Source organism: Palleniella muris (assembly GCF_004792655.1).
Lineage (GTDB): Bacteria > Bacteroidota > Bacteroidia > Bacteroidales > Bacteroidaceae > Prevotella > Prevotella muris_A.
Window position 1 is genome coordinate 66,869 of record NZ_SRZC01000018.1, and the last position, 21,698, is coordinate 88,566.

A 21,698-nucleotide genomic window follows, 5' to 3' on the forward strand; every position below is an offset into this window, starting at 1 on the left:
ACATAAATATTATGAAAAATAAAATATTCTTCTGCTTTATGCTGCTCATCGCAGGCTTGTTTACAGCTTGTAGTGATGATGATTACGGCATAAACACCGGTGCCCTGCTTGGAGAAAATTCTGTGATTACAGGTTCGGCAGATGTGACTGCTACCTCTGCCACGGTGCACGGAAGTGTCTCTGGACTTGAGAGTCAGGCTGCAAGTGCCTATACGACAGGTTTCTACTATGGTCCTGCTGCAGATGCGCTCGTTGAGCGCGTCACAGCAAACAGTGCCGGTGAGTTCAGCGCGTCTATTTCCGGTATGCCAAACCAAACTGTGTTCTATCAGGCATTCGTGACACTTCAGGGACGCGTGACTTATACCGGTGAGGTCAAGAGCCTTATCATGACCAATGCAAAGGCTGCCACAGGTGACATTGTTGACCTTACACCTTATACAGCACGCCTTTCAGGCTCGCTCTCGGAATATCCTTCTGACGCGAAATGCGGCATCGTGGTGTCAAGCGTAGAGGGCGAGGAGAATGTCCGTGCAGGTGTGAAAGTCCAGGCAACTGCTGTCGGTGACAACTATGAGGTTGATGTAAAGGGAATGCTTCCGGGACATAAATATTATTATGCCGCTTATCTTGACCTCGGTGCAGGTGTCGTTTACGGTGATGTAAAGGAACTTACCACAAACTACGCTCCTGCTGTTGATGTCGACAATGAGTTTGTAGACCTCGGTCTGTCTGTCAAATGGGCTAAGAGGAACATCGCTGCCGAACAGGTGACAGACTTCGGAGGCTTATTCGGATTCGGCGACAATGCAGGCTATAATGCAAGTATCAAACTTGAAGACTATGCAAGCGCGAATATCTATCGCACAGTTACAGATTTGGCATACCTTACGTATGAGGGTAAGGCAATGCTGCCTACTGCTGACGAGTATGAGGAACTCTTCCGCTGCTGCAAGACAGAATGGACTGAGCAGGACGGTGTCTCAGGCTATAAGTTCACAGGTCCTAACGGCAATTCTATCTTTATGCCGGCAGCTGGTTCACGCACTGTAAGTGATTTCAGTGGCGAAGGCACTGACGGTCGTTATATGACAGGTTCTATCAATCCGTCTGACAGCCGTTACTCACTGTGCTACAACTTTAACTCAGCTTACAACGGACGCAGCTCTGTGCCTGTCTACACAGCAATGTCTGTACGCGCCGTATCAGTTGCAAAGAACGTACCGTTTGATAAGAAGAAACTCTGCCAGAAATGGTATCTCGACAACGGACAGGACGGCAAACAGCATGTCTTTGAAGGTCCTTTCACACAGTGGGGTGCTCACGACACATACGGCACAGTAACAAACAACGAGCCGAATGTTTACGAGCAGATACATTGGGAAATGGGCAAAGACAATGGCTGGATAGGGTATACCTACGGTAAAGACTATGGCTATATGGAGTTCCTTGAGGACGGAACTGTCAACATCCACCGCATAGCAGAGGACGGTACTGTTACGGACGATAAAGGCAAGTATACTGTCGATACAAAGGCAAAGACAATCACCATTGACAAGGACGTATTGGCAGCCAATACATGGCTTGGAACAAAGAGCGGCACTCTGAACATCCTTACACTGACTGATGACCAGTTGCAGATTGCCCTGCCGGCAGGCGACGGAACTTATTCCTACTCTCTCAACTATTACAGTGAGGCTAAGCGTGAGAAGGATGATGAGATTCCAGTGCTGCTGAATTGCTGTGGCACAGACTGGGCAGGAGTATGGGACTGCCAAGTGGGAAGCATCGCACCATCAGACCTTGACGGTGATCATACATTCGCCTTTGAAGGCTCATGCCCTGATGCGATGGTTTTCACCCTTGACTTCGTGGATTTGAAGAAAAAATTCCCTAACTCTATCGTCACTATCAAGGAAATAAAATGTGATGGCAAGGCTATTGAGTTCGATGCCAACAACTTCTGTTATGGTGACATTGAAGATGATGGCAAATTCCGTGTCGAACTGTTCAATGTCTATGGCAAGGGAGCAGCTAACGGTAATGTCTTGGAAAGCCCATTCAGCTCTGCGACAAACTGTGCCTCTGATGCAGCTTTCAAGTTCTCCAACAAACTTGAAGTCACTTATTCCATCGTTAAGGACGGTCTCAGCAATGTGGTCCCTAACCTCATTACAATCAATCCAAGCTGGGGCGGCCCTTGGGATTACAACCAGGGTGCTGCACTTGATGTGGTGATTGACAAGACGACCGGCAAGTATGCTCTCACAAAGAGTTCATTCTCTATCAAGTATGACTCTGCTGACCATGCTGCGGGTTCAATCATGACCTTCATACAGATTAACGACTGGATGAAAGTGTTCCCGGGAACCCATTCAACTCTCGACCGTCTCCTTCTTGACGGCAAGGCTGTCTCAGGCTATGACGCACAGAAGGTTGTCGATACAAGCGATGGTGACGCCTACCGCCTTGAACTATGGAACTGCTACGGTTATACAGGCAGCAACGGTTGCGCATTTGGCAATCGCGATGGTGATGTGATAAAGGAACTCGGATTCAACAGCTCTATGCAGGTTGATTTCACAATCCGCCGTCTCTTTGCAAAGCCACAGTGGTAAAAAGAAGCTCATTTGTAAGGGCGGTGTCAGTATCGCCCTTACAATAAATCAAAACTAAAATGAATACAATGAAACGCATATTAAGCTCACTTTATGTTTATACGTTGCTTGCAATCATAACTCTCGCATCATGCAGCAACGACGAGCCAAACCCACTGGCACCAAGTACAGGCAATCCGGACATCTCTGTCAGCGAGTTTGTTTTTGACAAAGACGGCGGAACAGCCAACTTTACCGTAAACGGCGGAACAGCCTTCGTGCGCAGTGAGGCAGAATGGCTAAGTGTATCACGTGTGTCAGGTGACAAGCATGAATCATCATTCTCTGTTGTATGCGAGGCAAACAAAGGCGAGGCGCGTACAGGACAGATTCTTGTAAACCTTGAAGGTGCATTCACTCGTATTGAAGTAAGCCAGGCGGGAGTTGTCACAAAGCCGGATGTCGAGTACTCTTTCCGCACGGCAAAGGCTGTTGCCAAGGACATGTATCCGGGCTGGAACCTCGGAAACACAATGGAAGCCACTGGCGATGGTCTGGCTGCTGAGACAGCATGGCAGACGACCAGGACAACGCGTGAGATTATCGCCTACGTAAAGGCTCAGGGCTTCAAGTCCGTGCGTATCCCATGCTCGTGGGATATACATTCCGCCAATGGCAAGATTGATGCCGAATGGCTGGGACGCGTCAAGGATATTGTGGACTACTGCATAGATGAGGGTCTTTACGTAATGCTCAATGATCATTGGGACGGTGGATGGATTGAGATTCTGGGATTCAGCAAGTCAGCCGATAGATATGAGGCTGTTGACGAGGAGACCGTCGTGGGAAAGATAGACCGTCTGAAAGATATATGGACACAGATAGCCTACACATTCAGGAACTATGACGAACATCTGCTTTTTGCAGGACTTAACGAACCTTTCCAGGAATACAACCTGTTTCATGACAAACACCAGCAGCTTACCCCGGTCCTGATGCGCTATAACCAAGCCTTTGTTGAAGCTGTCCGTGCAACGGGTGGCAACAATGCAAAGCGCATACTGATTGTGCAGGGACCATCGACAAACATTGATTCGACAGTGAAATATTTCTCCATGCCGACCGATGAAGCACAAAACGCCTTGATGTGCGAGGTGCATTACTACAGCCCATGGAACTTCTGTGGCGGCACCGGCGACTACTATTGGGGCAAGGCACAAGGTGACAGTGACACCGAAGAAGCCATGGAGCGTGAGTTCAAGCAGATGTATGATAAGTTTGTCGTAAAGGACATTCCTGTCATCATTGGGGAGTACAGTGCCAAATGGCGTGATTTGAGCAGCAAGCCGGGCGAAGACCAGGCAAAGCATGATGCAAGTATAAAGGCATGGTTCAAGGCTGTAAACCTCTACTGCGGAAACTTCGGCATGATTCCGTTCGTATGGGACATCAACGTAGCCGACCGTAATGGGGCAGACGGTGTTATGACAATCATCAACCGCAAGAACCTGAGCGTCTTCAATACTGCAGCCCTTGACGGCATCAAGGAAGGCGTGACAGAAAGCAAGTGGCCTTATTAAACATTCAACAGATGAAAAAACACCTTTATTCATTAGCCCTCAGTGTCTTTGCACTGGGGGCTAATGCCCAAAATCCATATATGCCGTTGTGGGAGCATATCCCTGACGGCGAGCCATACGTGTTTGAAGACCCTGACAGACCGGGTGAGATGCGTGTTTATGTCTATGGCTCGCACGACAATCTGAAACAGTATTATTGCGGTCACGACCAAGTGGTGTGGTCTGCATCAGTCAGTGACCTCACGGACTGGCGTTACGATGGCGTAATCTTCCGCTCCACTCATGGCAAGGACGGCCGTCCTCTAAATGGGGATATGAAACCGGATATCCTGTATGCTCCGGACATTGTGGAAACAGAGGAGAATGGCAGGAAAGTTTATTATCTGTGTCCCAACACACAGAACCATGGACGCAACAATATGGTGGCAAAGGCATATCGTCCTGACGGTCCTTTCGAGGTGTGCAACTGGAGCAATGACAACCCGGCTGCCACTTACGGAGTGTTTGGCTTTGACCCTGCCATATTCCGTGATGATGACGGGCGCGTCTACGGCTATTGGGGCTTCGGACGCTCCCATGCTGCAGAGCTTGACCCTAAGACAATGTGCAGTGAGAAACCGGGCACAAAGGTTATCGAAGACCTTATTCCTGGTTTTGAACAGGACGATACATTCCGCTTCTTTGAGGCTTCCTCGATGCGAAAGATTGGCGGCAAGTATGTGCTTGTCTACAGCCGTATGACACGCAATGGAGAATTCGGTCTGCCGGCGTCCAACTACACATTGGCGTATGCTTACAGCAACAATCCGTTGGGACCGTTCACCTATGGCGGCACTATCATTGACGGTCGTGCACGAGGCACAGATGAGCAGGGCAACATCATCCCTACCGCCAATCCTGACGGCAACACTCATGGCAGTCTGCAGGAGATAAACGGCAAATGGTATGTGTTCTACCACCGCCAGACAGGTACCAATGAGTTCTCGCGCCAGGCAATGGTTGCGCCTGTCGATGTGAAGGTTGAAGGTGGCAAAGTTATCATCTCCGAAGCGGAATACACCTCGGAAGGGTTCTGTACAGAAGGACTTAACCCACTGCATCGCACTCCTGCCGGACTGGCGTGCTATTACACAGGTCCTTCACCGGTGGGCAAGAAATATCCCGACTATTTCTTCAGCGGTTCGTATATCAAGGCGACATACGCCGATGACGACGCTTCGGATGCTTCCTACAGTCAGAACAAACCGTTCTCATACATGGTGAACAATACTGACGGCTCTATCGTGGGATACAAATATTTCAACTTCAGTAAATTGGGAAAGGCGGACACCGCAACATTGAGTGTTCATCTGAAGCCTTTGGGAGTGAATGGTGATGTGCAGGTAATGATTGACAGCCCATGGACAAGCAAGGGTGGCAAGGTCATCGGCAGCTTCCATATAGACAAGGCTTCTCCGCAGAGGAACACGGAAATCCCGGTTGCCATTAACGGACTGAAGGGGCTGAAGGGCAAGCACGCACTGTTCTTCATCTTCAAATCCGCGACAAAAGAGAAATCATTATGTGATTTCTACGATTTTGTTTTTAATGTAAATTAGACAAGCACAACTATTTAAATACTGATTCTATCCTCCATAAGGCGTGTTTCTTATGGAGGATCTTTTTTGTTGTCACAAAAGCAAAAGGCAATGTTTTCTACCTATGTGGCATGATGTTGGGAGAATTGCTGTTGCTGCGCCCCTTTTCTACAAAATGGCGGAGACAGTCAAGGATGAGAGGGCCGGTGTCTATTTCTATCTTCACCTTGTTAATTTTGAATGACGGTGCGACAATAGGTTTTGTCACCCACCTGTGAGCGAATGGGTCATATTCGCGTTGGACTCCCAACCGCAGACCGAAGTTTCCGTTAGACTTCCAATTCACAGTGCCGCCGTAGCGTGATGTCGTGACATACGGATATGCCGCCATGGAATGGAAGAAAGGGTTAAGCGAGTATGTCCCGAAAGCCGTCGCACTCCAATGCTCATTTATGCGGTAGGTCACGGCACCGCTGACAAAAACATTGTTCCGTGTGTTGTGGAAAAAATGATACTTTTCCGCTCCCACATTGACATCAAAATGCCAAGCACCGTAGTCCCTGCCTGTCCCGAACACTGCTTTGTTGATTTCCCCAAGTCCCATAAGCTCAGTTCTCCCGCCACCACGGATGAAATCGGGACAGGTCGGCATTGCTGTCCATGCCGAGAAATCAGGCAGCACGGGATATCCCATATTCAGCAGCCCCTCGCCATTGGACAGGTTCAAACCCTCCTTGCCCAAGCCGATGTGATAAGCCGGGGTGGACGCATCCATATCCACAGCCTGCTCCAAAGGTTGTTGAAGCACGTTGGTTTCCATGCCGGCAGAATCTTTCTCCACGCGATTGTTTATCTCTTGTGCGAAAACTCCCGTGCCTGCCAGAAAGGCTGTCAAAACAAACAATGTTCTCATAAACTGAAAAGATGATTTGGTTTTACGGAAACATCCCATAATCAACGAATTATCGATGAATGACGGAATATATGGCAAAATTACAGATTATTTCCGACAAGTGCAAAAAAAACAGACGATTTTTCTTCAGAAGAAGCATAATAAACTCGCAATAACGAAAGGTAACGTTTGGTTTGACGAAAGGTAACGTTTGACCCGGTGAAAGGTAACACTTGACAGAGCAAAGTGTTACCTTTCGTTTTACCTGTTATATGTTATCGTTTTCCGTACCGTAAGTTTGCTGAAAAGGCAGGCATACCAATCATATGGAAAATGATGGCATTGCTTTGCTCAGACATTGGGAGAAACATGTTGCAAGAGACACGGCAAATACGGTGCATAATGTTTCATTGGAGGGTATAATTTGTTAACATGGGCATGATTTCGTGCGATATGTTTCCTGATTTGCCATATTTTTCTTACTTTTGCAATGAAATGTTAACTGACTCAACTATGACCAACCGCATCCTGACCCTCATTCTTGCCTTCTCATTCTCTGTGCTGACAGCCGTCGCCCAGTTGCAGTTCAAGGGCTTGCCGCTGACTGGCAGGCTGTCAAGCAACATGATTAATTCCGTCTTTCAGGACAAGGCGGGCTTCATCTATTTCGGCACAGTGACAGGACTGAACCGCTTTGACGGCTATTCCGTGCAGACCTTCCACAACAAAAGGCATGGGGCGGTGCTGACATCGGACAATTTCATCGAGGACATACAGCAGTCCTCCAACCGCGAGATGTGGATAAAGACCGGCAAAGGATATGTCATCTTCAATCCTGCTACGGAGCAGTTCGAGGATAATGTGAAGCAGCGGATGACAGACATCGGGGTGCCGGACAAGCCCAACATTGCCCGCATAGAGGATGATTACGAGTGGTTTTACGTGAAGAACAAGGGCATCTACCGCCGTAAGGCAGGTGAGGACAAGGCCGTGAAGGTGGAGGACCGGACCGGCTGTTTCCGGAAAGAGGATGTCATGGACATAAAGAAAATCAATGCAGCCCAGATGGCGGTCGTTGACAGTCACGGGGATTTGATGCTTATCGACACAGAGGCGAACAAGGTTGTCAGGAAACTTGTCAACCCTTTGAATCCCAGCCGCATCTTTTCCATCTATCAGATTTTTGTCGACAAGAACAGGGATTTGTGGGTCTATGGCGAGACCGGAGTGTGGATTTACAACTTCAACAGCGGAGGATGGAGTGCCAACTACCAAGGAGTCAGCCTGAAGATGCCTCTGATAAAGACAATCATCAATGACCGTAATGACAATGTATGGATAGGCTTTGACCATGCCGGCATTTGGAAGATTACGCCGAAAGGTGAGATTCACAAGGCTCTGAACGTGCAGGGCAATGACCAGTCGTTGAGCAACAACAGTGTCACCGCCCTCCTTGAGGACCGTGCCGGCACGCTGTGGGTAGGCACGCGAAAGAGCGGAGTGTCGATGTATAACCACCAGACTGCCAAGTTTGATTTCAATGCTTTCCCTGATGTCAATGCCATTCTCTGTCGCCAGAACGGCGAAATATGGCTCGGAACCGACTGTGACGGCGTCATCCGGTGGAACCCTTCCACAGGAAGCCGCGAGCCAATGAAGGCAATGTTCACCTCCGGGCATAATGTCTATGCGGTTGTCTGCATGGCAGAAGGCAGGGGCGGCTCCGTGTGGGTAGGGACATATAATGGCGGCCTTTTTCGGATTGGGGGGGGTAAAACCGAGTCATTCACCATTGCCGACGGGCTTGTCTCCAACCATATATGGAGCATTATGGAGACCTCCGACGGCAATCTGCTGCTTGCCACTCTTGGCGGCGGACTGCAACTGTTCAATCCTGCGACAAAGGAATCGGAAGTGTTCAGGACGGAAAATTCCGGCTTAGGCTCCGATTATGTCACTTCCTTGTCAAAGGGCGGCAAGGGAATCATCTATGCTGCGACATCATGGGGCTTGTCTGTGTTTGACACAAAGACAAAGAAAGTGACGAACATGACAGGCAACAAGCGCGGAGACCAGCTGTTCAGCAATCCGAACATCAACCAAGTCCTTGTTGACAGCCGTGGCTTGGTGTGGCTTGCCACCTATTCCGGCATGAACATTTATGACAGGCGGAATGACAAGGTATATATTGTGGAGACAGGTTCCCAGAAGACTCCCGAGTTCATCCTTGGCGTGGCGGAAGACTCCTCAGGTCAGATGTGGGCGTCGGTAGGCAGCCGAATCATCAACATAAAGGTGAAATCCCATGGGAAGAAAGGCTATTCATTTGAGACCCTGACGTTTGACAACCGCTACGGGCAGCACGGCTCCGATTTCAACCAGCGGTCGTTCTGCCTGCTGCCAAGCGGCAAGATGCTTGTCGGAGGGCTGCATGGAGTGACCGGAATAAACCCTGCTGACATTTATTTTGACAAGAAGACTCCGCAGTTGTTCTTCACCGGTCTGACGATAAGGAACAATGTGATTGTCCCGATGAAGGAGTATGACGGACGCGTGATTCTTGACAAGGCTTTGAATTGCCTTGGCGAGCTGAACCTCTCCTCTGACGAGGATGATTTCTCTGTGTCCTTCGCCACTGAGGACTATTATAATGCTGATAAGATAAGGTACCGGTACCGTCTTGTAGGCTTCAATGACGAGTGGGTAGAACTGCCCGAAGGCGGTCTGCCGCAGGTAAGTTATGCAAGCCTCCCTTCCGGCAGCTATGAGCTGCAAGTGAAGGCAATAGGTCCTAACGGCGTTGTGCCTGAGGAGTATAAGGCGTTGAAAATCAATGTTGCCAATCCATTCTATCTCTCAGCATGGGCATGGGCGGTCTACCTTGTGCTGATAGCCATGGTGGTCTATGGAGTCATATCGGTTGTGAAAAGGCATGAACAGCAGAAGTTCCGTGAGCGTGAGCGTGAGGAGGCGGCACGCAAGCAGGAAGAGATAAACCAGATGAAGTTCCGCTTCTTCACCAACATCAGCCATGAGTTGCGCACACCGCTGACCTTGATTTTCGCACCTGTAGAGGCTCTTCTCACAAGGGAGCATGACGAGACTTCCCTCAGACAACTGAACATCATACAGGCCAACGCGACACGTCTGCTGAACCTTGTCAACCAGATTCTTGATTTCCGCAAGAGCGAGATGTCCGGTCTGAAGCTCAATGCCACATCGGGTGATGTGATAGGGTTCGTGAAATCAATCTCCGACTCTTTCCTCATGTTCTCAGAAAAGAAAGATGTGGAGTTCGCGTTCCATGCTTCACAGGACAGGCTTCAGATGGATTATGACGAGGACAAGATGGGAAAGATTGTGATGAACCTCCTGTCCAACGCCTTCAAGTTCACTCCTGCCAACGGGAAAGTGTCGCTTAGCATAGATGTGGAGGAGGGGAACATGGTGATGAAGGTCGCAGACACCGGCGTGGGAATAAGCGATGAGGCAAAGCTGCATGTCTTTGACCGCTTCTACCAGGCTTCGGAATCTATGAACAGCCATTTGGCAGGCACGGGCATAGGGCTGAGCCTTGTCTCGGAATATGCCAAGATTCATAACGGCACGGTGACAGTCACCGACAATGCGGGAGGCGGCACAGTCTTCACGGTTGTCATCCCTATCGTCTGCAATGCGCAGCCTGCGGCAGAGCCTGTTGTGCAGGAACCGCTGCCATGCCAAGAGGAGGAAGCGGTGGCAGAGCCGCAGAAAGAGACCATCCTCCTTGTCGATGACAATCATGACATCCTTGACTTCATCTCCGCCGAGCTGTCCGGCACTTACCACATCGTCACCGCCCACGACGGCATAGAGGCACTGAAGCAGGTGGCACGCCACCGTCCTGACCTCATTGTCAGTGACATAATGATGCCGGAGATGGACGGCATAGAACTGTGCCGCAAACTGAAAGGCGACGAAGCGACAGCATCGATACCGGTGTTCCTCCTGACTGCGAAGCACGATGTGGCGGCGAAAATAGAGGGTCTCACGCTTGGCGCGGACGAGTACATGACAAAGCCGTTCAACATGGATGTGCTGAAACTGAGGATAAAGAACATACTGGCGTTGCGCAAGAAAGGTGCGCGCAGGGCGTTGATAGACCCGGAGCCGGAGCCTCTTGCCATTACTTCCCTGGATGAGCAGCTTATCGAGAAGGCAGTGAAATATGTTGAAGAGAACATGAAACGCTCCAATTTGTCCGTGGAAGAGCTTGCCGCCCATCTCGGCATGAGCCGCACCCACCTGTTCAAGCGTCTGAAACAGCTGACGGGAAAGCCACCGATTGAGTTCATACGCATCCTGCGCCTGAAGCGCGCCGCACAGTATCTGCGTGAAAGCCAGCTCAATGTGCAGCAGATCTCCTATAAATGCGGCTTCAGCACACCGAAGCATTTTGCAAAGTATTTCAAGGAGGAGTTTGGCGTGGCACCTTCCGTCTATCAGGAGAACGAGGGGGCATAGGGGATGCATCGGCTTTTCCTGTGAGTGATGTGTCTCTAAGAATCCAAAGAAGCAAAAGAATCCGCTTCGCCCTTGCCGGACAGTCTGTAACAATCATTTTGGAGTATAACAACAGTCAACCATTTTCGGGCAGACACAGACAGTTAACGAAGAGCCACAAACGTGCACTGTAAGACGGTGTCTTACATATAGCACATTCCTTAATACAACATGCCTGTATTGATAAGGCGAGAAGGATTCTACCACCAAATCTGCTGTCCGTTGTCATACGAGAATATGCGCTCCTCATTACCGGTTGTCCTGTTTCGCAAAATATACAAGGCACCGGATGGCGCATCATAATATTCCATGACATTGGAGGATGCAGTTTTTACACCAAGTGTTTTCCACCCCATGTCATAATATAAAAGCTCATATTTGTTGCCAGGTATGATAAAATTAGCATCGGTCTTAGGTGAGAACATAAGTTTGTCTATGTTCACAGTCCTGCCGAAATCCATGCCGAATGAAAACGGCACATGGGCCTCGGTCACTGTAAGATAATCACCGTCAAAGGCATTGTTCATGTCGTTAAGGGTACTGTCCCCAAAAGGCATTCCGGCAATGCGTTTTCCCTTGTATGACAGTTGCAGTTCCGAGATACCGGGGTTCTTGTTTTCCGGCGATACATATCTCACATATCGGTATCGCTTTTTGCTGTCCACATTCACATAGTTCACCATTAATGGAGTTTCTTGCACAACATGCAGTACATCAGCGTCTGAGAAATCCGGAGTGTTGGCAGCCTCAAAGCGTGCGCCACGTATTGGTGGCCAATAGCTTATAAAATGTGGGGTGAGGGGATATTTCCTGTCCAGTTTCATTTCTGTCTTTTCATCATACTTTGGGCAAACAATCTGTTTTTCCCCATTCGTCAGGAAGAAAGGATTGCTTATTGGCAACATCTTTCCGTCCTTTGAAAATACAGGCAGATACATGACCGAGTCTGTCATGTCATGGAACACGAACCTGCCATTATCCCGCTTGGCAAACACGGCAGGTACCCATCCTCTGCCGGTTCTGAAGGTACAAAGATACGCATATTCCGCATTGATGTCTGTCGTTATCTCCACCTCATGGCATTTCATATAGTCACGTGTGACATCAACAGTCCATGGCTGGGTAAAATGATTTCTTGTCATCTTGTCAGTCTCATTGTCGGCATATTTCACATCATTGTATTCATATGTGTATCTGTTTATCTTGAAGCAACGCTTCTTAAAACCTGTATTATATGGATAATCTGCCTCCGGTTGGTTCTTCATTTCAAAGACGGAGGAGTCTATATAGTTCATTTTTCTTGCCACAGAGTCATTTTTCGCCACGGTGTAAGTGCCGTCGTCCGCAATCAATGCCACCCACATATGGCCGTTCTTGCTGTAGTTAGCCCATGCTTCTATGCCATCGACAGCAACCGGCAGTGCCAAAGCACGCATGACCGCAGCCTCATAGATGCAATGCTGCACACAGGAGCCATGTCCAATCTTCCGCAATTTGAGTATGTCAGCAAGATACACCATATCAAAAGGTGTGCGCTTGAACCTTTCCGATACAGCATTATGTACGAGGTAGAACGCTTTTTTCATGTCCTTTACTCCTTCTATGATTGGATGATACTCATTATATAATGTATCGCGCCATCCCTCTGAGAGTTGTTCGTCAAGCATGCGGTAAGGCAGGATATAGCGGCAGAACTTGTCAAAATCCACATTGTCTCTCCATGCCGCCTTCTGCCAGCGTGCCATGGCACGGTCTATGTTGTCAACAAGCATTCTGCATGTTATAGTCTTGGCATCAAGCCGTACTACCGGTTTGTCATACTGTTTCACCGTAGCCCATATGCGGCTTAGTGAGTCTGCATTCACATCGGTATCAAGTGACCGTACCCTTGCCATAAACGAGTCTACAGCCTCACTTTCCACATAGGAATGATTTTTCATGTTTTCTATCAAGAACATGGCAGCCTCCTGCTTGCCGCGGTCTCCGTTTTTCGCATAGTGGTCAATCACTTCCAGCAATTCGGTCTGATTCTGTCCGGCCAAGGAAAGTGTTTCTGTTGCTCTGTCATTACATGATGTCAGTACAAGCAACAGGCTTGCTAACACGGTGGTTATATTTATGTGATTATTCATGATTATCTGTCTTCTTGTCCATAAAAGGCAATTCAGCACAATACCAGGTCTCAAATTTCGGAAGATACGAAGCAAGCATCAGTTCCAACATGTCTGTCGTCAGCGGTGTGTTGCCTGTGGATGCCGTTTTATTGTCGTTGTTCAGTACACCATCACGCAGCAGTCTGTATTTCTCTTTCTCGCCAAGCAGCATCCACGGAGTTTGCAGTCCTGGCATATTTCCTACGGCATCAGTCAGTAAGGGGATTGCTTTGTCCCTATGCCCCCAATAGTGTAGGATATAACCATAATTAGCTTTTTTGATTGGTGATGTCACTTTGCAGCAATGCCCTGTAACGGTCATCACATCCGTTTTCAATGCCTGATAAAATGTGGAATCTCTCACTGCAATGTTTGCCAATTCTTTGCTATGCATCAGTCGCGGCATATTGCATATGGCACGGCACATTGTTGCACGCGCCTGCTGCTCCATCCCATTATTGTACAACAGGCATCCCTTCATGAAGAGGTAGAGCCCGTATTCTTTTCTTTGCTCAAGAAGTTTGTCAACGATATCCATGGCATGCTTGTTGTCTCCATACAGCATCTTGGCGTATGCACTTAGGAAAGCAATGCTTTTGTCGTATGGATGTTGCGCGGATGCTGTTGCCAGTTCATGGCATGCTGTCTGTATGTCACCTTTGTCATGCGTTTTCACATACCGTCCTACAGCCTCCATTCCCTTTACTGTAGCAGAGAGCTCCTTGTCATGGAGGTGATTTGTTGTTGCCACTACTCCATACACAACCATCAATGCCATGAACATTATGGCTTCTGCGCCGGCTGTGCGCCGCGATGCCACATACGCCGGTGTCTCTTCACTGCCGGCATTATGCATCAATGCCACAAGGCTGCATGCGACAAAAAGCAATACACCGGTCTGCGACATTGTAGCATGTGTCATATCTTTCACAGTCAAAGCCACTAAAGTACATCCAGCAATGCTTATGCGCATATTGCGCCGGTGCCGCCACATCATATACAACACCCACAATGTAAGTAAAATGTATGGCACAGTGCCGACAATTCCTTTTTCAACAAGCAACAGCACCACTATGTTGGGTGCCATGTTTGTGAATGTGTTTTGGTCTTCCGACATTGCCGTCCCATCGGCTACAAGCGTATAACTGCCATTTCCATATCCGAACAAAGGGCGCGCCTTTATCAAGTCTGCAGAGGCAATGGTCTTGTTTACACGCCATTCCACACTTTTCTGCTGTGATGTGGTGGCATTCATCCTCATTGTGGTCATCATGTCGCTCTTGCAGAAAGCACCTACCGCCACCATTGCCACAGCAAGCGAAAGCAGTGTGTCTGTCACAAACCGCTTTTTCCTGACCAACAGCAAGGACATCACAACAAACACCATTGCAGAGATGTAGGCTCCGCGTGAAAAAGTCAGCAATACAGCCACAAATGCCATACACATCATTGGTATTCTGAACTTTCCTGCCAAAAGGCATGACACACCAAGTATCACAATGGTGATTTCAGCCCACATATTGTTGATGTATCCAAGCGGTCTGTACATGAACCTGAAATGGTATGTGTCGTGAAAACCGGCACGAACCACAGCATCATGATATATCACAAAGGTGGATATTGCCAACAACATAGCCACAAAAAAGATTACGGCATAGCCATGAATGACTATTCCGGCAGACTTTCCTGAGGAAATAGCACTTCTTTGAAAAAGATATGCCGCAAACATGAACACCGAGACACTTGCTGTGGAAAATGTGGGCAAGGGAGTCACACTGTAGCAGCATGACACGATAGTCTGCAATGTTGTCACCGCAAGCAGTGCATCGGCAATGCTCCATTTCACAAACGGGACACTTCCCATCACCAACAGGAGGATAACAATAACCGGCATGCTGATAACCAATGTGTCCTTCACTCCGAACAGCAACAGTGCCATTATCACCATTGTCAGCAACAGTGCCGCATTCCGTGTCACATCCGACTCTTTCATTCCTTACGAAGTCTTTTGCGCATCACCACAGGATATGCCATCCGATAAAACATGAAAATCAGGAGCGACAAGAACAATATCTGCGATAACATATTGCGGAGTAACGCAAACGGCGGTGTGATGTTGTTTGACATGCAGAGTATCAGCTGATAGACCTCCTCTGGGAAATTTCCCACAAAGCCATACAGGAACACAGGGATGATATAAAGGAAATAATATCCCATAAACACATTCACAGCCAAAGCGTAGGCGATAACGAACATTTTCTCCCTCTTCCTTATTTGAAGCAGATATGGTCTGCCCGTCACCGGTTTGCGTGTCATCCGCTTATAGAAATAACGCAACAGCTCTGTTGAGCGTTTGCGGAGATTTGGCACTCCGAGCATATCTGTCGCTATCCAGTAGCCGTCGAACCGGAAGAATGGATTAAGTGTGAGCAGAAACCCGAAGTTCATGGTCAATATCATATACCGCAGCACATCATTGCCGGTAAGAAAGAATCCGCCTGTGAGCAACAGCAGTATCATGCCCTGAAAGTATATTCCTGCAATATTGACAACAATGCGCTTGCGACGCGGCAGCTGCCACACCTTGGTGACATCGGTGTAAAGCACGGGGAAATTGATGTACATACCGAATCCCACGCCTCCGTGTTCCAGTCCGAAACGTTTGCATGCCGAGGCATGGCCCAGCTCATGAAACAACGACGAGCATACAACAAATGCCACAAGGGCGAATATGGTGAAGGCGTTTATCCTGTTGCCGAAGGTCAGAAGATTCTCCGTTGTCATGAAAAAGGCGGTGTCAGCCACTATAATCATGGCTGACAGCACCCCCATCACATGTTTGCTGAACAGGAACGACAAACGGTCGGATATGGAGTCTATCTGCCGGGCACTCAACATCTGACGCTGGTAAAGGAACTGTTTCCGTGGAGCAGTTTCCTTCAGCAGCATTGGCAGAATCTTGGCATTGACCAGTTCCTTTATCTCTCCGTGAGTGGCATTGGCGTCACTATGGGTTTGCAGGAAATTGTCAATTCCGGCATCCATGTCTTCAGCGTTTTTCAGCGAATCAAGCAAATCGGCAGTGAGCCGGTTTGCCTCCATCACATTGTCCTTCGACATCACGAGATAATGCTCCTCGTCAGTCGAACCGTAAAGTCTTGTTATTGTTATTCCGGATAACAGTTCCATTTCTCTTTATTTACCGCATCAGTCGAGAATGGCGGAGCGATGCCCGTCTTCTGTGTTTACATTCTCATACTTGTGCTTCTTTCCGTATGTAAAACGATAGGTGGCGCGCAGCATGAACACATTGTAATCCACACGGGGATTATAGTATGTGGTGGCATTGCTGTAACCGCCAATAATGAGTGAATTCTCACGAGGGGTCTTCATGAACGGGTTTGTGGCGTACAAGTTCAAATGCAGGTTGTTTATAGTATATCCCACCGCCACTTTCAAGGAAGCGGGGTACGTTTCAAGATACCCCAGTTGGGAATATTGTTTCAGCTTACTGTTGAACGACACTTTTCCCTGAAATCCACGGTTCACGTATGTAAGTTCTGAGCCGTACATCATTTTGCCGCAATCTTTCTTCGTGTCAAAATGCCCTTTGTTGTAATGGTATTCTCCGCAAAGCATCCACTTTAGCTTCTTTGGAATAAGATTCAACACTACAGCGGCATTCGCCATAAACTTTTCAAAACATCCGCCATTACGGAACGTATGTATATAAACATTACGGTCATTGTCGCATACGACATCTTCGTACAGCGGGCGTCTGTTATTCTCATATTTGCCATAAAGCTCAAACAATCCCCATTTATGGCTGCTCGAAAAAGTCAGTTCTGCCGATGTGCCATAATCTATTTTCTGGTCGGCATTGCCCACAATCATTTGATATTCATCCACGCGCTTTTCAATAGTGTTGTAGTATTTCATATTAGGAGTGAATGCTCCCATGCCCACAGAACCTCGGATAGTGTTGCCGTGTGGCAATTTGACATTATAGAAAACACATGGCGTGAGGAATGTGTGCGTGTATCTGTCACCGTCATCCACTGTCATCACGCGCCCTTCGGCTTGAAAAGTGACATGAAAGACGTTTGGCACAACTTTAAAAGCATGGGAGGAGATGATATGCAGCTGGCCGTTCATGAGATGTGAGAGTGAGGATGCACCATTCTCCTTGTAATCTATATCCGACTTGTCGTAATAATAGTTCACCCCCAAATGGGTGGCATATCGTTTTGTTACCAAATAAGAGGCATTGATTGAGGGCTTCAAACGATAGTATTTCTCCTTTGTGCAAGACTGATAGCTGTCTATGGCACTGTATCTGCGTTGCTGTCTGGTGTCGGTATAATCACCGCTCATCCCTATGGAAAGTGTGGCTTTGTTCTTAAAGACATTTCTATACTGCACACGAAATGCGGGGGTGGTATTGTCAGAATGGGTATAGTCGCGCGACTCCACATCGATGGTTTCCAAAGACTCAATGCGCTGGCTGGTGTTTTTATGGCTTGAATTATGTCCGTCCTTCAGCGATACGGCTATCCTGAGGGTTCCGCTATCAAAACGGTGCATATATGAGAGCTGGCCCTTTATCCCATTTTTGTGTGTTGCTGACGGATTGGTAAACACCGATTTTGTGACATCACCGCCGGCAAACGCCATCTGCGTTGTGGACTGTGGTCCCTTGCCGGGTGTGAAATGATTGTAGTCGCCACTGAGCTGGACACCGAACTCCGACTTGCGGCTGTAAAACTTCCAATCAGCCATGTCGCTGCCCGTCCACCTGTTGAGGTTCTCGTTTGCCTGCGCCATTACCATACCTCCATTGTCCCTTACGCGCACAATAAAGTCTATCACACCACCTTCAGCCGTAGGAAATTCAGGATGAAAGTTGCTGTAATAATCTATACGTTTCAAATCTTTGGGGTTAAGTGTCTTCACCTCGTCCTTTGATGCCGGAAGTCCATTGATGCACAGCACTGTCTCCGCACCATGACTTTTCACCGTTTCATCTATGGGGTCAACATTCAGTCCGGGAATGGTCAGCAAAGACAATGCTGAATAACCGTCATGAGAGAATTTCTTTACGTTAGCGCCCACATTGATAATCGTCTTGTCGGTGCTGTTCACTATTTCCCTTCCTGTCACAACAACTTCCTTTATTGCTTTGCCGTCAATGATGGTGTCATTCTGCAATGACGCGTCAGCATTTATTGATGCAAAGAGGGGACACAATCCAAAAAGAACTAATCTGTATATATTCATTTTGCGATTTGTTCTGATTTATAAGGTTAATTGAAAAATATTCCGAAAATATTTAAGTGTCAAGTCTTAGAACCTCCTACTTTACGAAAATCCGGAGCCTTGTGCAATTCAAGGCTCCAGTATTTACGTCATTTTAAAAATTTAAGGTACAATGATGGCGTTCTTTGCATGGGCCATCTATGTTACAGATTTCATCTTTGAGGCAAAAATCATCACCACTATCACTTGATGCCTCCAAATCATACAATCCGCCCACTGACAGCGGGTCGGTTTCCAGTCTCTCCTCAAGCTCCTCCAAAAAGAACTGTGGCAGCTCCTTGTTCAAGGAAACAATTTCCTTTTCCATAAAATTATTTTTTTTTAAGTCATTATGATATTTACTATATGCCCTTTTTGCGGCATAAGCTATCATTTCCATCATGTGAGTGCAATGGTGGTCTCTGATATTATGGGCGGTGCATCCGCCTCCACACAACAAAGCGCACTTGCAGGTGCTGCACGCCCGTTCCATATCCCTTTTGTTGCCAATTTATTTATTCACGTCATGTTCAAGAATTGCAGAACGGGAAATCTTGTCAACATCCACATCCTCATATCTATGTTTTTTGCCGTATGTGAATCTATAGCTCACTCGCAGGGCAAACATGTTGTAGGCTGTGCGTGGGCTATACGAATGTGATGATATTGAATATCCGTTTCTGTCCGTTTCTGTTTTCTGTGAGGTTGTCATGAAAGGATTTCTCGCATACAGATTGAAGAACCAGTTGTTGACGGTATATCCCATGGAGAGTGTCAGCTGCTGTGGCGTATAGAATGTTCCTCCGGCTCTGTTCAGCGATTTTCTTGCTGTGTTGTAGCTGAGCTTGCACTGCCATCCCTTATCCATGTATGTTAGCGAGGTTTGTCCCATCCATGTATCTAAAGTGTGCAGAAAGCCCATGCGCTGTTTGGAATGAGTATACTGGCAGGTCCCGCTGAATTTCAGTTTCTGTGGTATAAGATTTAAGTCAAGAGTGGCGACAGTACTGAAAGACTCGTAAGCTCCGCCATTCTTATACTGGTGTACATACAGTTTCCGTTCATTATCGCAATAAATATCCTCGAAAACGTTTTTCTGATGATTGTTGTATGCCATAAAAAACTGGAAACCGCCCCATTTGTAGAAACCATTTAATGACGCTTGTTTTGAGAGCAGTCGCCCCATTTCCAGTTCGCTTCCTCCAGCAATAATCTGATATTCATCGATACGCTTCTCGCCCTCGTTGAAATACTTCATATCAGGACTGTTCACACCTGTAAACAAAGCGCCGTTTATGCGGAGATTTTTGGACAGTGTGATGTTGTAAATCAAGGATGGGGTAATATAAGACTTTGTATATGTCTCGTTTAAGTTGCTGATTGTCTGGATACGTTCCTGCACTTGCAGCACAACATCAAATTTCTTTGGTATGAATTTTATCTGGCAGCCGGGCATTATTATCGCCTGTCCTTCTGTTATCTTATTAGGTGTGCTTACATCATTCTCTATATATGTGTTGTCTGAATGATTATAATAGTATGTACCGAAGGCAAACCAGGACACCTTGCCACCCGGTTTGTAGTTAAACGACACCTCAGGTCTTACATAATAAAATTTCTCTTTTGTGTTTGATGCATATTTTTCGATAGCCTCATAATTTCGCCACTGTTTTGTATTGTTGTAACTCGCATCAAGTTTCACTGTCAACGAAGCTTTTTTGCTGAATCTCTTGTCATAATACAATTTCAATGACGGCGAGATATTGTCATTATGTCTGTAATCGGTTGATGTCAGAGAGGGAATACCCGATAATGTTTGTTCCTGAATGATAGTGTTTGCGTTGTGGTTATCCTGAAGGTAAAGAGCTGCCTGAAACGTACTTGTCTTGTCTTTATAGAGATACGAAAGTTTGCCGCCAATACCATTGGAATGGGTTCCGGATGGTTTGGTCATCACATTTTTTTCCACATCACCGCTTGGAAAAGCCAGCAACGTGGTTGACTCTACACCACGATTAGGAGTAAAGTGATTGTACTTGTCCGTTAGTTGAATTTCAAATTGTGATTTCTTGTTGTACAGTTTCCAGTCCACCATGTCATCTCCGGAAACTTTGTTCAAGTTCTCGTTTGCCTGTACCATGACCATTCCGCCATAATCTCTTATCTTGACAATAAAGTCTATTACGGAATTAGCCATGGGATGTTCCGGGTCGTGTGTCTGGTAATAGTCAATACGCTTTATGTCTTTTGGATTTATGGTCTTTATCTCATCCTTTCCGACCTCACGGCCGTTTATGCAAAGCATGGTGCTTGTTCCGTTTGTGGTTACAATGTAATCTATGGGGTCTACGTCAAGTCCGGGAACATTCAATAAGGCTAATGCAGAATAGCCGTCGTGTGAGTATTTCTTTATCTTGTCGCTCAGATTGATTATCAGTTTGTCGTCTTTTACAATGATGTCCCTTCCAGTCACGACAACTTCCTGTATTGCTTTGCCGTCAATTATTGTGTCCGACTGACACTTCGTTTTATGGATGAAATCGCCCTCCATGCTATAATTCACAGAGGCTTTGCCCATAAGCGAGAAGGAGGCAAAAGCAAATAACAGAGCATAGGTTTTGTTCATAATATATAATATTTGCATTGGTATGAGTATCCCACTCTATTGCAGATTGACCGGGATACTCATTGTTTTTATTACAGCTTAATAGGGCTTGCATACCACTACATTTCGGCAGCCCATGTAGTCACCACAGTTGAAATATACTTCACAGGTATATTCTCCACCATCCGCAGTGTCCAAATCATACAATCCGCCCACTGACAGCGGGTCGGTTTCCAATCTTTGCTCGAGTTCTTCCAGGAAGAACTGTGGCAGCTCCTTGTTCAAGGAAACAATTTTCTTTTCCATAAAATTATTTTTTTAAGTCATTATGATATTTACTATATGCCCTTTTTGCGGCATAAGCTATCATTTCCATCATGTGAGTGCAATGGTGGTCTCTGATATTATGGGCGGTGCATCCGCCTCCACACAACAAAGCGCACTTGCAGGTGCTGCA

12 protein-coding genes are annotated in these 21,698 nt (G+C 47.2%); 4 read left to right on the plus strand and 8 right to left on the minus strand.

Translation table 11 applies throughout. From position 1 onward, the window contains the following. The first annotated feature begins 11 nt into the window (after positions 1 to 11). The 3 genes from E5358_RS10875 to E5358_RS10885 all read left to right on the plus strand — a co-directional run bounded on the left by E5358_RS10875 (position 12) and on the right by E5358_RS10885 (position 5,775). A complete protein-coding gene (locus tag E5358_RS10875) occupies positions 12 to 2,618 on the plus strand; it encodes a hypothetical protein (protein WP_135940212.1) in 2,607 nt (868 codons plus the stop codon). 68 nt (positions 2,619 to 2,686) lie between these two features. Further along, positions 2,687 to 4,177, plus strand: coding sequence for a cellulase family glycosylhydrolase (locus E5358_RS10880; protein WP_168354647.1), 1,491 nt, complete (start codon positions 2,687 to 2,689; stop codon positions 4,175 to 4,177). 11 nt (positions 4,178 to 4,188) lie between these two features. Beyond that, positions 4,189 to 5,775 carry a family 43 glycosylhydrolase gene (locus E5358_RS10885; protein WP_135940214.1) on the plus strand — a complete coding sequence of 529 codons (1,587 nt, stop codon included), beginning with the start codon at positions 4,189 to 4,191 and terminating at the stop codon, positions 5,773 to 5,775. Between the two features lie 97 nt (positions 5,776 to 5,872). Here the strand turns inward: E5358_RS10885 and E5358_RS10890 are convergent, their stop codons facing one another. After that, positions 5,873 to 6,667: a hypothetical protein gene (locus E5358_RS10890; RefSeq protein ID WP_135940215.1), complete on the minus strand. Its 795-nt coding sequence runs from the start codon at positions 6,665 to 6,667 to the stop codon at positions 5,873 to 5,875. A gap of 492 nt (positions 6,668 to 7,159) precedes the next feature. On the opposite strand from E5358_RS10890, the gene E5358_RS10895 reads away from it, so the two are divergent. Next, the gene (locus E5358_RS10895; protein ID WP_168354648.1) at positions 7,160 to 11,149 is read left to right on the plus strand and encodes a hybrid sensor histidine kinase/response regulator transcription factor; all 3,990 of its coding nucleotides are present in this window, start codon (positions 7,160 to 7,162) and stop codon (positions 11,147 to 11,149) included. Positions 11,150 to 11,388: 239 nt separating this feature from the next. Here the strand turns inward: E5358_RS10895 and E5358_RS10900 are convergent, their stop codons facing one another. The 7 genes from E5358_RS10900 to E5358_RS10930 all read right to left on the minus strand — a co-directional run bounded on the left by E5358_RS10900 (position 11,389) and on the right by E5358_RS10930 (position 21,547). Beyond that, complete coding sequence (locus tag E5358_RS10900) at positions 11,389 to 13,320, minus strand: hypothetical protein (protein ID WP_135940217.1); 1,932 nt, start codon at positions 13,318 to 13,320, stop codon at positions 11,389 to 11,391. Then, positions 13,313 to 15,334 (minus strand): O-antigen ligase family protein, encoded by a 2,022-nt coding sequence (locus E5358_RS10905; protein ID WP_135940218.1) that lies wholly within the window; start codon positions 15,332 to 15,334, stop codon positions 13,313 to 13,315. The genes E5358_RS10900 and E5358_RS10905 overlap by 8 nt, the downstream gene beginning before the upstream one ends. Then, a complete protein-coding gene (locus tag E5358_RS10910) occupies positions 15,331 to 16,530 on the minus strand; it encodes a hypothetical protein (protein ID WP_277821266.1) in 1,200 nt (399 codons plus the stop codon). Before E5358_RS10910 ends, E5358_RS10905 begins: the two co-directional genes overlap by 4 nt. A gap of 18 nt (positions 16,531 to 16,548) precedes the next feature. Then, positions 16,549 to 18,618 carry a TonB-dependent receptor gene (locus E5358_RS10915; protein WP_135940219.1) on the minus strand — a complete coding sequence of 690 codons (2,070 nt, stop codon included), beginning with the start codon at positions 18,616 to 18,618 and terminating at the stop codon, positions 16,549 to 16,551. 133 nt (positions 18,619 to 18,751) lie between these two features. Beyond that, complete coding sequence (locus E5358_RS10920) at positions 18,752 to 19,039, minus strand: hypothetical protein (protein ID WP_135940220.1); 288 nt, start codon at positions 19,037 to 19,039, stop codon at positions 18,752 to 18,754. 108 nt (positions 19,040 to 19,147) lie between these two features. Next, positions 19,148 to 21,262: a TonB-dependent receptor gene (locus E5358_RS10925; protein WP_135940221.1), complete on the minus strand. Its 2,115-nt coding sequence runs from the start codon at positions 21,260 to 21,262 to the stop codon at positions 19,148 to 19,150. Positions 21,263 to 21,340: 78 nt separating this feature from the next. Next, a complete protein-coding gene (locus tag E5358_RS10930; RefSeq protein WP_135940222.1) occupies positions 21,341 to 21,547 on the minus strand; it encodes a hypothetical protein in 207 nt (68 codons plus the stop codon). Positions 21,548 to 21,698 lie beyond the last annotated feature (151 nt).